The sequence below is a fragment of the Streptomyces physcomitrii genome (assembly GCF_012273655.1).
Taxonomy (GTDB): domain Bacteria; phylum Actinomycetota; class Actinomycetes; order Streptomycetales; family Streptomycetaceae; genus Streptomyces; species Streptomyces physcomitrii.
This window is the reverse complement of sequence record NZ_JAAWWP010000008.1, coordinates 202,231-215,469: the sequence shown is the minus strand read 5'-3', so window position 1 is coordinate 215,469 and position 13,239 is coordinate 202,231. Positions and strand designations below refer to the sequence as shown.

Here is a 13,239-nt window from a genome sequence, read left to right as displayed (position 1 = left end):
GTGGCCCGCTCCCCGGTGCATAACAAACGTTGGGTATGTACCCTACTCGTATGCCGCCCGCACGTGGAGACCATGAAGCCCGCCGGAGAGAGGTCTCCGAGGCGGTGTGGCAGGTGCTCGCCGCGCGGGGCTTCGGGGGGCTGACCCTGCGGGCCGTGGCCGCGCAGATGGGGGCCACCACCGGGCTCCTCACCCACTACTTCCCCGGCAAGCGGGCGCTGCTCCAGCACGCCCTGGACGTACTGGACCGCCGCTCGGCCGAGCGGCCGCGCCCCGCCGCCGAGCAGGCCGGACAGGCCGCCGGTCTGGTGAGGCTGCGGGCGATGCTGCTCGACATCCTGCCGCTGGACGCCGCGAGCGCGGCCAGCAACCGGATCTGGGTCGGCTCCTGGGACGTGGCGCTCACCGACCCGGAGCTGGCCGAGGAGCACGCCGCCCGCTACCGGCGCGCACGCGAGCGGATGACCGGGTACGTCGCGGACGCCCAGCGGCTCGGCGAACTGCCGTCCGGCCCCGCGGCCGAGGAGATCGCGGCGGCGGCCCAGAGCTTCGTCCTCGGTCTGGTCGTGCAGGCGCTCTTCGCACCCGGGGAGTTCCCGCCCGAGCGCCAGGTCGCCCTGCTCGACGCCCACTTGGCGAAGGCGGCCACCGGGGCGGACCGCGGGCCGGGAACGCCGCCGGTCCCGGCAGGGGAGTCCTGACCGGGACCGGACGGGCGCGGGGCGCCGGGTGCGGAGCGCGGGGGCTCAGACCGGGCGGGCCTCGATCACCGAGATCGGGGCGGCCGTCTCGGTGATCTTCTCCAGGCGGAAGCCGGCGGCGGCGAGCACCTCCGCGTACTGCTTCTCGCTGCGCTCCTTGCCGCCGACGAGCAGCATCAGCCACAGGTCGACCAGCTTGGCCGGGTGCGGCTTGTTCGGCTTGTCGTCGGGGGTCACGAACTCCATGAGCAGGATCCGGCCGCCCGGGTCGATGACCTTGCGGACATTGCGCAGGATCTCGATCACCTGCTCCTCGGGCCAGTCGTGCACGATGTGCTTGAGCAGATAGGCGTCCCCGCCCGCCGGGGCCGGGTCGAAGAGGCCGCCCTTCTCCAGGGTGCAGCGGTCGGCCACGCCCTGCTCGCGCAGGTAGTCGGCGGCGCCGTTGGTGTCGATCCGCGCGTCGAAGAGGACCCCGCGGGCGTCCTTCGCCTGCTGGAGCGCGGCGGCGAGCAGACCGCCGCGCCCCGCGCCGTAGTCGACGATGGTGCGGAACCGGCGGAAGTCGTAGGCGGCGAGCAGCGGCAGGGTCTCCGTCTCGGACATCGCGCCCATGCCCGCGGTGAAGATCTCCCCGTACTCCGGGTTGGCGTCGATGAACTCGAAGGCGCCCATGCCGCGCAGCTTGGGCAGGCTGGCCTCGCCGGTGCGCACCGCGTCGACCAGGTGCGCCCACTCCTCCCAGTGGGTCGGGTGCCCCATCAGCAGGACGGTGGCGCGCATCGACTGCGGGGTGTCGCAGCGCAGCGCCTGCCCCATCGGCTTCAGCTTGAAGCTGCCGTCGGCGCGCTCCTCGAAGACCGAGTAGGTGGCGAGCAGGCGCAGCAGCCGGTGCAGCGACTCGGGGTCGGCGCCGACCCGCTGGGCCAGCTGGGCGGCGGTCAGCGGACCGTCCTTCAGCTCGTCGGCGACCTTCAACTCGGCGGCCACGTACAGGGCTTGGGTGACCATCGAGCCCTGGGAGAGTTCGAGCAGCGCGAACGGCGGCGGGGCGAGCAGCCGGGTCAGCTTCACCAGGCCGGCGCGCACACCCTCCACGGCGCGGACGACTTTGGCGGGGGGGAGTTTGGGCATGCGAATCCTCCGTGGCGGTGTCGCGGAACTCGGGCCTGCGGGACGTACGGACCGCCGCGTACACGGGGGCTGAACTGGAGCCCCGGCGCAGGGGAAAGCCGCGAACGGAGCGTTCGCCGGGCGGTGCCCGCTCACCGGAACCAGCGGTGTCCCGGGCCGACTGTAGGGGTGCCCCTTCCCTTGCGCCACCGTGTGCAGAAAGCGCGGGAATTGCGCACCGGCACTTCGGCGGAGTTTTCGGTGAGCGGCCCGGGGTGCCTTCTCGCCGAGTTCTCGGCCGGGGTGTGCAACCGCGATATTTCCGAGGTCGCACACTTGATTTCCGAGGTCGGACACGTACCGCCGCCCAAATCCCGGGAAGAGCAGGCAATTTCACCCGGGACGGCTGCGGCCGCGTACGTCTATGGTGACGCCGGTCGAATGCACGCCCCCCATTCCCGGGGGTGTGCCAGGAAAAGGGAGAGACATGTCAAGAGCACACAAGCCTTGGGCGGGGGCCCTCCTTGCGGCAGCGGTGGTGGCGGGGCTCACGGCCACCGCCGCACCCAGCCAGGCCGCGCACCGCGTGAGCCCCCAGGTCCTCGCGACCAACCTCAACAACCCGCGCGACATCACGCTCCAGGCGGACGGTTCGATCCTCGTCGCCGAGTCCGGCAGCGGTCCCGCCACGGCCTGCGCGCCGGGCACATCCTGCCTCGGCTTCACCGGCTCGATCTACCGGGTCAACGGCAGCCAGAAGGGCCGCGTCGTCACCGGGCTGCCCTCCAAGCTGGAGGTCCGCGCGGACGGCGGCGCCTCGGTCGCCGGACCCAACCAGGTCGAGGCCCGCAGCACCGGCGGCTACACCGTCTCCAGCAGCTTCGGCGGCGACGCCGCGGACCGCAAGGCGCTGGGCGCGGGCGGCGAGACCCTCGGCACCCTGCACATAGCCAAGGGCAAGGTGCTCGGCGACCTCGTCGACCACGAGACCCGGCTCGACCCGGACGGCCCGCTCGGCAACAACGACGTGCACTCCAACGCGTGGATGTTCGCCCACCACGGCAAGGACTACCTGGTCACCGACGCGGGCGGCAACGACCTGATCCGGGTGCTCCCGGACGGCACCACCAAGACCGAGTTCGTCTTCCCGAACAACGGCGACCTGGAGACGGTGCCCACCGGGATCGTGGCCGCCCCCGACGGCTCCTTCTACATCTCCGACCTCAGCGGCCAGGCCGCGGGCAAGTCCCGCATCTGGCGCTACGTCCCCGGCAGCGCCCCGAAGGTCTTCGCCACCGGTCTGACGAACGTCACCGACCTCGCCCTGGACGGCAAGGGCGGGCTGATCGCCCTCACCCTCACCAAGGGCTACACGGAGACCGGCCCGCTGCCCGGCGCCCTCAACCGCGTCGACCTGAAGAGCGGCAAGACGACGGAGATCCCGACCGCCGACCGGCTGGTCAACTCCCTCGGCCTCGCCGTCGGCAAGGGCGGCGAGATCTACGTGACCAACAAGACGGTGGGCACCACCGGCGAACTCCTGAAGTTCCCCGCCGCGCGCCGGTGACCACCGGCCGCGTGAACTGACACCGGCCGGGGCGCACTTCGGCCCCGGCCGATGTCAGGCTTTCCCCCGCCGGGTGAAATCCCGGCAGTCCCGTCTCCGGTTCCGCACAGAGAACGGACAGGTTTTCCGCGACATCCGCCCTCCGCCGGAAATCCGGGCGACCATGCAGGAGGGATGTCGCGTACGGACGTCGTGCACGGATGTCGCGTACGTCGTCGAGTACGGCCCGGAGTGCGTATCGGTTACGGCTCCGTGTTCGGCCTCGGAGTCCGGCCGGGGAATCCGCAGTCGCACAGCAAAAGGGAATCCGGTGGGCCCGAGTACGCTGTGGCCGCTCCGGTGATCCCGCGGGAATCCCGCCTTCCCCCGCGGAAGGAAGAAGTCCCCTCGCGCGCCCTTATCCGCTCGTATTCCGGGCGTTCGCGGCACGCGGCACCGCACGCACCACTTCGCGTCTCCGCTTCACGCCACCGCAGGAACTCACGCCAGAGAGGGACTCATGACGAAGATCATCCTTCCCGAGGACCGCCCCGCAGGCCGCCGCGGGTTCGAGATCGTCCTGCCCAGCTCCTTGACCGACGGGGCCGCCTCGCTCGTCGAGGCGCATGTCTCCGAGGCGATGTCCGGGCCACCGCTGCACACCCACGCGGAGTCGGACGAGACCTACTTCGTCCTCGGCGGCGCGCTCATCATGATCATCGACGGCAAGCTCACCGAGCTGCGCGCCGGTGGCCTCGCCCACATCAGCAAGGACACCTCGCACACCTGGGCCACCCGCCCCGACGAGGGCGCCCACTTCCTCACCCTGCACCTGCCGGGCGGCTACGAGCTGTACCACCCGACCGCGCTGCACGCCGAGCACGAGAAGGGCGGCCCCCTGGAGCAGAAGGACCTCTTCGAGCTGGCGGCCCGCTTCGACTGGCGCCTGGCCGGCCCGCCCGAGCCGCACCGCCTGACCCCGACCGGCGTCCTGGTCCCCGCGGGCAAGGCGGACGCCGAGGCGGAGGCCACCAAGGCACTCGCCACGGCGGAGTACGAGCGCGCCCTCGCCGCCTCCATCGAGGCCGCCAACTCGGCTTCCTGAGGGGCGAGTCGACGAACGGGCACGGCGGAGGCGAGGAGCACCGTGGGGGCGGCACCGTGAACGGGCCGGGATCCGGCGATCCGGGCACCGCCGCCGCACCGGGCACCGCCCCGCCCGGTGCCGCCGGGACGCCCGACCCCCGGCGGTGGTTCGCCCTGGTGGTGATCCTGGTCGCCGGGTTCATGGACCTGCTCGACGTGACCATCGTGAACGTGGTCCTGCCGAGCGTCCTCACGGACCTGGACGCCGCGTACACGCACGGGGAGTGGATCGTCGCCGGGTACGTGCTCGGCTTCGCCGCGCTGATGATCACCGGCGGGCGGCTCGGCGACATCCTCGGCCGCCGCAAGGTCTTCCTCGCCGGGGTGGCCGGATTCACCGCGGCCTCGCTGCTCTGCGGGCTCGCCGACGGGCCCGGGGCGCTGATCGCGGCCCGCTTCCTGCAAGGCGCCATGGCCGGGCTGATGGTGCCGCAGATCCTCGCGATCATCCATGTCACCTTCCCCGCCGAGGAGCGCGGCAAGGTCCTCGGCATCTGGGGCGGCGTACTCGGCGCCGCCTCGGCCGCGGGCCTGGTCGCCGGGGGACTGCTCGCCGAGGCGGACCCGTACGGACTCGGCTGGCGCGCGGTCTTCCTGGTCAATGTGCCGGTCGGCGCCGCGGCCCTGCTCGCCGCCTGGTTCCTCGTCCCGGACTCCCGCGCTCCCGAGCGGCCCCGGCTCGATCCGCTCGGCGCGCTGCTGTCCGCCGCGGGCATCCTGCTCCTGGTCCATCCGCTCACCGAGGGGCGCGGCCTCGGCTGGCCGCCGTGGACCTTCCTGCTGATGGGCGCCGCCGTCCTGGTGCTCGGGCTCTTCGTGCTCCAGCAGCGCGGGCGCACCCGGCGGGACAACTCCCCGCTGATGTCGCTGAGTCTGTTCCGGGCGCGCGCCTTCTCGGCGGGGATGGCGGTGTGGGCGCTCTTCTGGATCGCCCTCGGCGGCTTCTTCTTCATCTGGACCCTGTACATGCAAGTGGGGCTCGGCTGGCCGCCGTTGCGGGCCGGACTGACCAGTTCCGCCTTCGCGGTGGGCTGCGCCGCCGGGTCCGGGACCGCGGTGGAGTTCTTCACCCCGCGCTTCGGTCGCAAGGCCCTGCTCGCGGGCGCCCTCCTCTGCGGCACCGGCTTCCTCGGCTACGTCCTGGTCGCCGCCCACTACGGACCGGCCGTCGCCCCCTGGCAGATGATCGCCCCGCTCCTCGTCGCCGGTGTCGGCTTCGGGCTGGTGGTGGCGCCGATGATCGACGCGGTGCTCACCGAGGTCCCGGTGCGCGAGGCGGGCTCGGCCTCCGGGGTCCTCGGCACCGTGCAGCAGATCGGCATCGCGCTCGGCACCGCCCTCGCCGGGGTGCTCTTCTTCCAGCAGCTCGACCACGACGCGGCGCGTGCCGTGGCGCGGGCCGCCCCCGACCTGCGCCAGGAACTCACCCGGGCCGAGGTCCCCGCCGCCGAGCGCGAGCGGATCCTCGACGCCTTCGCCGACTGCCTCGCGGACCGCGCCGCCGCGACCGACCCGACCGCCGAACCCGCCTCCTGCCGGGGCCCGTTGCCCTCGCCCGAGGTCCGCGCGCTGGTGATCGAGGCGGGGCAGCGGGCCACCGCCGACAACTTCTCCCGCACCTTCGCGCTGACCCTCAGATGGGGCGCGGGCAGCATGGGCCTGGTCTTCCTCGGCCTCTTCGCCCTGCCGAGGCGGGTGGAGTTCCGGGGGCTCGACGGGGGCGGGCCGGGTGCGGGGGCCGGACCTTCCGTGCCGGGTGCTCCGGACGGTGGCGCTGTCGTCAGTCCGGTCATCGATCCGGTCACCGGTCCGGCTTCCGATCCGGGAGAAGAGCGCTCCGCCCCCGCGCGGTCAGGCGGGCAGGACGCCGGCGCTCACCCCGCCGGGTGATCCGGACGCATTCCGTTTCCCGCGCGCCCGGGGCACGCCCCGATGCCGCGCGCTCCCTCGTCCCCGTACCCCCGCCCGTGCCGCGCCCGGCGGGGCAAAGGCGCGCACCGTACCGTACCGGCACCAGTCGTGCACACCCGGCAGCCGGGGCATTCGCCGGGAGTGGGGGAAGTCTGTCCTTCGCCGGACCATGTCCGGACTGTTCTCTGACGTTTCTCTGAATTTCTGTCAGCGGCTTTGTGCTGACGGACAGTTGCCCGGCAACAGGGCGCGAAGAATTCACCTCCGGCTCGCTGCCGCGGTCTGTTCGCGGGGCCCGCGAGACGGCAGGCTGGGGCCGCCTCGACCGCGTACGGCGAGGCGCCCCACGTCCCCCCTCACCTCCGGAGGTCCCCATGCGCCGCCGTCACGTCCTGCCGCTCGCCGCCGCCGCGCTGGCGATGCCCGCCGCGCTCCTCACGGCCGGTTCCGCTTCGGCCGCACCCGCCGACAAGCCGCAGGTGCTCAGCTCCTTCACGCAGACCAGCGCCTCCAGCTACAACGCCTGGAACTCCGCCCGCAACAACCAGGGGCAGTGGGCCGCCTACGGCTTCGACTGGTCCACGGACTACTGCAGCACCTCGCCCGACAACCCCTTCGGCTTCCCCTTCGAGACCGCCTGTGCGCGCCACGACTTCGGCTACCGCAACTACAAGGCGATGGGCACCTTCAGCGCCAACAAGGCCCGGATCGACTCCGCCCTCTACGAGGACCTGAAGCGGGTCTGCAGCCGCTACTCCGGCGCGACCAAGACCTCCTGCGACGGGCTGGCCTGGACCTACTACCACGCCGTCGACATCTTCGGCATCAAGGGCTTCAAGCAGCTCGACAAGGCCGCCTGACCCGTCGGGCCCGGCGAGGCCGCCCGCTGCCTCCGGACGGCCGCCTGACACCTCCTCCGCCCCACCGCGTACGGCCCGGAAGTCCCCAGGGACTCCCGGGCCGTTGTGCTACGCGCGTCCACCAGTGCCGGGGGCGCGCCGGGCGCCCGCCCGCGGCTGCCCCGCGGGCGGCGGGGCGGCCCGCCCGGCGCCCGGTTCGTGGACACTGGCAGAGGGGCCGGCACCCGGTAGTCAGAGAGAGGATCTTCCATGGCCGAGCGTTTCGACGTTGTCGTACTCGGATCGGGACCCGGCGGCTATGTCGCCGCCGTCCGCGCCGCCCAGCTGGGCAAGCGGGTCGCGATCGTCGAGGAGAAGTACTGGGGCGGCGTCTGCCTGAACGTCGGCTGCATCCCCACCAAGGCGCTGCTGCGCAACGCGGAGCTGGCCCATCTCTTCACCCACGAGCAGAAGACCTTCGGCATCAAGGTCGAGGGCACCGTCACCTTCGACTACGGCGAGGCCTTCCGCCGCAGCCGCAAGGTCGCCGACGGCCGGGTCAAGGGCGTCCACTTCCTGATGAAGAAGAACGCGATCACCGAGTACGAGGGCCGGGGCACCTTCACCGACGACCACACCCTGACGGTGGCCGGGGCCGACGGCTCCACCGAGACGATCTCCTTCGAGAACTGCATCATCGCCACCGGCGCCGCCCCCCGGCTGCTGCCCGGCACCAGCCGCTCCGAGCGGGTCGTCACCTACGAGGAGCAGATCCTCACCGAGGAGCTGCCGGAGTCGGTGGTGATCGCCGGGGCGGGCGCGATCGGCGTCGAGTTCGCGTATGTGCTGCACAACTACGGGGTGAAGGTCACCGTCGTCGAGTTCCTCGACCGGATCGCCCCCCTGGAGGACACCGAGGTCTCCGCCGAGCTGGCCAAGCGCTACCGCAGGCTCGGCATCGACGTGCTCACCGGCACCCGGGTGGAGTCCATCGACGAGTCGGGCCCGAAGGTGCGGGTCACCGTCACCGCCAAGGACGGCGCCCAGCAGGTCCTGGAGGCCGACAAGGTGCTCCAGGCGATCGGCTTCGCCCCCAATGTCACCGGGTACGGCCTGGAGGCCACCGGGGTGAAGACCACCGAGCGCGGCGCCATCGACGTGGACGGCCACTGCCGCACCAATGTGCCGCACATCTACGCCATCGGCGATGTCACCGCCAAGCTGATGCTCGCGCACGCGGCCGAGTCCATGGGCGTCATCGCCGCCGAGACCCTCGCGGGCGCCGAGACCATGGAACTCGACTATGTGATGATCCCGCGCGCCACCTACTGCCAGCCGCAGATCGCCAGCTTCGGCTGGACCGAGGAGCAGGCCCGCCTGAAGGGCTTCGACGTCAAGGTCGCCAAGTTCCCCTTCACCGCCAACGGCAAGGCGCACGGCCTGGGCGACTCCGCCGGCTTCGTCAAGCTCATCAGCGACGCGACATACGGTGAGCTGATCGGCGGCCACCTCATCGGCCCCGATGTCACCGAGCTGCTGCCCGAGCTGACCCTGGCCCAGCAGTGGGACCTGACCGTGCACGAGGTCGCCCGCAACGTCCACGCCCACCCGACCCTGGGCGAGGCGGTCAAGGAGGCAGTGCACGGGCTCGCCGGGCACATGATCAACCTCTGAACCGCCGTCGGGCGGTGACACCCGGCGAAGGCCCCGGGGGAGCGGTGTCCGTCCGCTCTGCCGGGGCTTCGCCATGCCGGGTGCCGGGTGCCGGGTGCCGGGTGCCGGGTGCCGGGCCTCCGTCGTCGGACGGGATACTGAACGGGCGCCGCCGAGTCCGTTCAGTAAAGCGAACGATCTTCTGTTCCGTGGCGCACCGGGGAGAAGGGATGAGACGTGGGACCAGAAGCGGGACGAGAAGCGGGACGAGGGAAGGGGCAGCGGTGAGCGCCGAGGACGGCCCGGTCTCGATCCGGGACATGCTGGCGGTCAACCTCAAGCGGCTGCGCACCCGGCGGGGCCTGTCGCTCTCCGAGCTGTCGCGCCGCTCGAAGATCGGCAAGGCCACCCTCTCGCAGCTGGAGTCCGGCACCGGGAACCCGACCATCGAGACGGTCTTCGGCCTCTCGCGGGTCCTCGAAGTGCCCATCTCCGACCTGCTCGACGCCCGCGAGACGGGCGGTCTGCGGGTGGTGCGCGCCGCCGAGGTCGAGGTGCTCAGCGGCGAGGGCCTGGATCTGCGCCCGCTGCGGCGCATCGAGTCGGGCGACACCGTCTTCGAGGTCTACGACCAGCAGTTGAGCGCGGATTCACGCCGCGACTCGCTGGGCCACGTCGGCACCGAGCACACCGTGGTGCAGTCCGGCCGGCTCGGCGTGCGGGTGGAGGGCGAGGAGGCCGAACTCGGCCCCGGGGACTACGTCGGCTTCGACGCCTCGCTGCCGCACAGCTATACGGCGCTCGACGGGCCGGTGCGCTCGGTGCTGCTGCTCCAGTACGGCAGGGACCAGCGCCCGCTGCCGCCGTACCCGGGTGCTCCGGCGGACGGCGAGGCGGCCCGCTGATTCCACGGGGTGCAGGCCGGTACGCCCGTGAGCCGCGCCCGGCGGCAGGCGCCGGGCCCCGCGAGGTCTCGGCGCGCGCCGCCGGTCGGGGGCGTTGACACTCGGAGGGAGTGCTCTTAGCCTCGATCTCGTTCGGTAAAGCGAACGGGAGGGTTCGATGTGTGGAACGCGGTCCCCGGTGGCGCGGGCGGTGGTGGTCGGCGCCGGAATCGTCGGCGCCGCCTGCGCCCGCGAACTGGCGCGGGCCGGCTGCGCGGTCACCCTGGTGGACCGCGGCGGCGCCGCCTCGGGGACCACCGCGCACGGCGAGGGCAACATCCTGCTCTCCGACAAGAGCCCCGGCCCCGAACTCGAACTGGCCCGGCTCTCCCGCGCGTTGTGGCCCCCGGTCCTCGCGGAGATCGCCGGGTCCACACCCCGCGGCGCCGCTCTGGTGCGCGCCGTCGAGTGGGAACCCAAGGGCGGCCTCGTGGTCGCCACCACCGAGGCGGGCGCCGCCGGTCTGGCCCGCTTCGCCGCGGGCCAGCGCGCCGCCGCCGTCCGCTGCGAGCCCCTGGACCCCGCGCAGACCGCCGCCGCCGAACCCTTCCTGACCCGCGCGCACCGGGCCGTCCTGCACTACCCCGAGGACGCCCAGGTCCAGCCCGCCGCCGCGGCCACCGCCCTGCTCGCCGACGCCCGCGCGGCCGGGGCCCGGCTGCGTACCGGCTGCGAGGTCCTCGGCGCCCGCACCCGCGGCGGCAGGCTGACCGCGCTGCACACCACGGCGGGCCTGCTCGAAGCCGACCTTTTCGTCAACGCCGCCGGGCCCTGGGCCGGTTCGGTGGCCGCCCGCCTCGGCGCCCCCGTCGATGTCCGCCCCCGCCGCGGCGACGTCCTGGTGACCACCCCGCAGCCGCCCACCGTCTTCCACAAGGTCTACGACGCGGACTACGTCGGCGCCGTGGGCAGCGACGACTCCGGCCTCCAGACCTCCGCCGTGGTGGAGTCCACCCGGGCGGGCAGCCTGCTGCTCGGCTCCTCACGCCGCCGCGTCGGCTTCGACGACCGGCTGCGGCCCGAGGTCCTGGCCGCGATCGCCGCCAAGGCGATCCGCCTCTTCCCCGCCCTCGCCGCGGTCCCGGTGATGCGCGCCTACGGCGGGTTCCGGCCCTACGTACCCGACCATCTGCCGGTCATCGGCGCCGACCCCCGGCTCGCCGGCCTCTGGCACGCGGGCGGCCACGAGGGCGCGGGCATCGGCCTCAGCCTCGGCACCGCCCGGCTGCTGCGCGCCCTGATCCTCGGCACCCCGGCCCCGCTCGACCCGGAGCCCTTCCGGGTGGACCGCCCGGCGGTACTCGGCACGGCCGGTCCCGCCCGGGACGGCGCGGGGGCCCCGGGGCACGGCAGCAGTCCGGAGCACCCGCAACACCCGGGTGGAACAGCACAGTCGGCGACCCCGGCGGAGCGGAAGGAGGGCCCATGACCGCGCGACTCGTGCCCGCGGCGGACGACGCGACGGGCAGGCGGGAGCGGCCGCTGCGGATCACCGTGGACGGCGAGGCGCTCGACGGCTTCGCGGGCCAGAGCATCGCCGGTGTCCTGCTCGCGGCGGGCCGCCTGGCCTGGCGCAGGGGCCCCTCGGGTGCCCCGCGCGGGGTGTTCTGCGGCATCGGCGTCTGCTTCGACTGCCTGGTGCGCGTCAACGGCGAACCCGATGTACGCGCCTGCCGCCGCCGCGCCCGCGACGGGGACACCGTGCTCACCCAGTCCCGCGCCGGAGGGGGCGAGGAGGCGGGGGACGAGGGTGCGTCCGGCTCCTCCGCCGCGCTCCCGGCTCCCGCCGAAGAGGACAACTCGGATACGGAGGACGGCGTATGACGGCCCGTCATGTCCTTGTCGTGGGTGCCGGTCCCGCCGGTCTCGCCGCCGCGCGGTCGGCGCTCGCGGCCGGTGCCGAGGTGGTCCTGGTCGACTCGGCGGAGGAGATGGGCGGCCAGTACCACCGGGTGCCGCCCGCCGCGTTCGGCGCCGCGCACCCCGAACGCCTCCAGCACCACTGGGCCCCCTTCACCCGCCTGCGCCGCGAGCTGCGCGCCCACCCGCGCTGCACCTGGTGGCCCGAGACCGCGGTCTGGGCCCTGGAGCCCCGCGACCCCGGTGAGCAGGGCCCGCCCCGGGTGCACCTGCTGCACGGCCCCGCGGACGGCTCCGGCCGCACCCGGCACGTCCTCGCACCCGACGCCCTGGTCCTCGCTCCCGGCGCGCACGACCGCGTACTGCCCTTCCCCGGCTGGGAGTTGCCCGGGGTCTTCACCGCCGGTGCCGCGCAGGCGCTCGCCAAGGGGGAGCGGATCGCGGTCGGTGAGAGGGTCCTGGTGGCGGGCAGCGGACCCTTCCTGCTGCCGGTGGCGGGCTCGCTCCTCGAAGCGGGCGCGGGGGTACGGGCGGTCCTGGAGGCCAACCCGGCGCGCACCCTCGCCCGCGGCTGGGGCTCCCGGCCCTGGCAACTCGCCGCCCACCTCGGCAAAACCGGCGAACTCCGCGACTACGCGGGCCAGTTGCTACGCCACCGGGTGCCCTACCGCACCGGTCGCGCCGTCGTCGAGGCGCGCGGCACCGGCCGGGTCGAGGAGGTGGTCACCGCCCGGCTGCGCCCCGACTGGTCGGTGGTGCCCGGCAGTTCGCGCACCCTCGCGGTGGACGCCCTCTGCGTCAGCCATGGGTTCAGCCCGCAGCTGGAACTCCCGGTGGCCGCCGGGTGCGCCCTTCTCCCGTCCCCGGCAGGGGAGTTCGTGCGCGTGGACGGCGAGCAGCGCACCAGCGCCGAGGGCGTCTGGGCGGCCGGGGAGATCACCGGTATCGCGGGGGCGCCCGCCGCCCGGGCCGAGGGCGCGCTCGCGGGCTGGTACGCGGCCGGCGGCGACCGCACCGCCCGCGCCCTGCCGCGGCTGCACCAAGTCCGCGACCAGGGGCGGGACTTCGCCGCCCGGCTCGCGCGGGCCCACCCGATCGGCGCCGCCTGGCCCGGCTGGCTGCGCCCGGACACCCTGGTCTGCCGCTGCGAGGAGACCGACTACGCCGCCCTGTGCGCGGCCGCCCGCGAGGAGTCCGGCGCCGCCGCCCGCACCGCCCGGCTCGCCACCCGCGCCGGGCTCGGCCCCTGCCAGGCCCGGATCTGCGGCCCCACCGTCGGTGAACTCCGCGCCCGGCTGCGCGGCTCGGCCCCGGACGCCCGGGACGCCGAGGGCCTGGCCGCGCCCAGCAGCCACCGCCGCCCCCTCGCCCAGCCCCTGCGCCTCGGGGAACTCGCCCGCGCCCCCGCACCACCGCCGCCCGGCCATCGCGCGGACGGCGGGCCCGGGTCCGTACCTCCGCGGGACCCCGGGCCCGAACTTCCGGACGACCCGGCCCCGTAGCACCCGACTCCGACTCCGATTCCG

General features: G+C 73.8%; 11 protein-coding genes. 10 read left to right on the top strand and 1 reads right to left on the bottom strand.

Annotated features, from left to right (window positions below):
* Positions 1 to 50 precede the first annotated feature (50 nt).
* On the top strand, positions 51 to 701 hold the full coding sequence (locus HFV08_RS15560; RefSeq protein ID WP_168539865.1) for a TetR/AcrR family transcriptional regulator: 651 nt from the start codon (positions 51 to 53) through the stop codon (positions 699 to 701).
* Positions 702 to 746: 45 nt separating this feature from the next.
* Here HFV08_RS15560 and HFV08_RS15555 read toward each other — a convergent pair whose 3' ends face one another.
* Positions 747 to 1,835, bottom strand: a complete 1,089-nt coding sequence (locus tag HFV08_RS15555; RefSeq protein WP_168539863.1) for a methyltransferase — start codon at positions 1,833 to 1,835, stop codon at positions 747 to 749.
* A gap of 466 nt (positions 1,836 to 2,301) precedes the next feature.
* Between HFV08_RS15555 and HFV08_RS15550 the strand changes: the two genes are divergently transcribed.
* The 9 genes from HFV08_RS15550 (at position 2,302) to HFV08_RS15510 (ending at position 13,215) form a co-directional block, all read left to right on the top strand.
* The gene (locus HFV08_RS15550) at positions 2,302 to 3,381 is read left to right on the top strand and encodes a ScyD/ScyE family protein (protein ID WP_168539861.1); all 1,080 of its coding nucleotides are present in this window, start codon (positions 2,302 to 2,304) and stop codon (positions 3,379 to 3,381) included.
* 499 nt (positions 3,382 to 3,880) lie between these two features.
* Positions 3,881 to 4,465: a cupin domain-containing protein gene (locus tag HFV08_RS15545; RefSeq protein ID WP_168539859.1), complete on the top strand. Its 585-nt coding sequence runs from the start codon at positions 3,881 to 3,883 to the stop codon at positions 4,463 to 4,465.
* A gap of 56 nt (positions 4,466 to 4,521) precedes the next feature.
* The gene (locus tag HFV08_RS15540; RefSeq protein ID WP_312885631.1) at positions 4,522 to 6,396 is read left to right on the top strand and encodes an MFS transporter; all 1,875 of its coding nucleotides are present in this window, start codon (positions 4,522 to 4,524) and stop codon (positions 6,394 to 6,396) included.
* A gap of 395 nt (positions 6,397 to 6,791) precedes the next feature.
* Positions 6,792 to 7,277 (top strand): phospholipase, encoded by a 486-nt coding sequence (locus tag HFV08_RS15535; protein ID WP_168539857.1) that lies wholly within the window; start codon positions 6,792 to 6,794, stop codon positions 7,275 to 7,277.
* Between the two features lie 249 nt (positions 7,278 to 7,526).
* Positions 7,527 to 8,930 carry a dihydrolipoyl dehydrogenase gene (gene lpdA / locus HFV08_RS15530; protein ID WP_168539855.1) on the top strand — a complete coding sequence of 468 codons (1,404 nt, stop codon included), beginning with the start codon at positions 7,527 to 7,529 and terminating at the stop codon, positions 8,928 to 8,930.
* Positions 8,931 to 9,193: 263 nt separating this feature from the next.
* Positions 9,194 to 9,814: a helix-turn-helix domain-containing protein gene (locus HFV08_RS15525; RefSeq protein WP_312885630.1), complete on the top strand. Its 621-nt coding sequence runs from the start codon at positions 9,194 to 9,196 to the stop codon at positions 9,812 to 9,814.
* Positions 9,815 to 9,971: 157 nt separating this feature from the next.
* Positions 9,972 to 11,282, top strand: a complete 1,311-nt coding sequence (locus HFV08_RS15520) for an NAD(P)/FAD-dependent oxidoreductase (RefSeq protein WP_168539851.1) — start codon at positions 9,972 to 9,974, stop codon at positions 11,280 to 11,282.
* Positions 11,279 to 11,677 carry a (2Fe-2S)-binding protein gene (locus tag HFV08_RS15515; protein WP_168539849.1) on the top strand — a complete coding sequence of 133 codons (399 nt, stop codon included), beginning with the start codon at positions 11,279 to 11,281 and terminating at the stop codon, positions 11,675 to 11,677. The genes HFV08_RS15520 and HFV08_RS15515 overlap by 4 nt, the downstream gene beginning before the upstream one ends.
* Complete coding sequence (locus HFV08_RS15510; protein ID WP_168539847.1) at positions 11,674 to 13,215, top strand: FAD-dependent oxidoreductase; 1,542 nt, start codon at positions 11,674 to 11,676, stop codon at positions 13,213 to 13,215. The genes HFV08_RS15515 and HFV08_RS15510 overlap by 4 nt, the downstream gene beginning before the upstream one ends.
* Positions 13,216 to 13,239: the final 24 nt, after the last annotated feature.

Excerpts from the sequence above, each read along its gene's own strand:
- HFV08_RS15560 (WP_168539865.1), top strand. The coding sequence starts at position 51 with ATGCCGCCCGCACGTGGAGACCATGAAGCCCGCCGGAGAGAGGTCTCC.
- HFV08_RS15555 (WP_168539863.1), bottom strand. The coding sequence starts at position 1,835 with ATGCCCAAACTCCCCCCCGCCAAAGTCGTCCGCGCCGTGGAGGGTGTG.
- HFV08_RS15550 (WP_168539861.1), top strand. The coding sequence starts at position 2,302 with ATGTCAAGAGCACACAAGCCTTGGGCGGGGGCCCTCCTTGCGGCAGCG.
- HFV08_RS15545 (WP_168539859.1), top strand. The coding sequence starts at position 3,881 with ATGACGAAGATCATCCTTCCCGAGGACCGCCCCGCAGGCCGCCGCGGG.
- HFV08_RS15535 (WP_168539857.1), top strand. The coding sequence starts at position 6,792 with ATGCGCCGCCGTCACGTCCTGCCGCTCGCCGCCGCCGCGCTGGCGATG.
- lpdA (WP_168539855.1), top strand. The coding sequence starts at position 7,527 with ATGGCCGAGCGTTTCGACGTTGTCGTACTCGGATCGGGACCCGGCGGC.
- HFV08_RS15520 (WP_168539851.1), top strand. The coding sequence starts at position 9,972 with ATGTGTGGAACGCGGTCCCCGGTGGCGCGGGCGGTGGTGGTCGGCGCC.
- HFV08_RS15515 (WP_168539849.1), top strand. The coding sequence starts at position 11,279 with ATGACCGCGCGACTCGTGCCCGCGGCGGACGACGCGACGGGCAGGCGG.
- HFV08_RS15510 (WP_168539847.1), top strand. The coding sequence starts at position 11,674 with ATGACGGCCCGTCATGTCCTTGTCGTGGGTGCCGGTCCCGCCGGTCTC.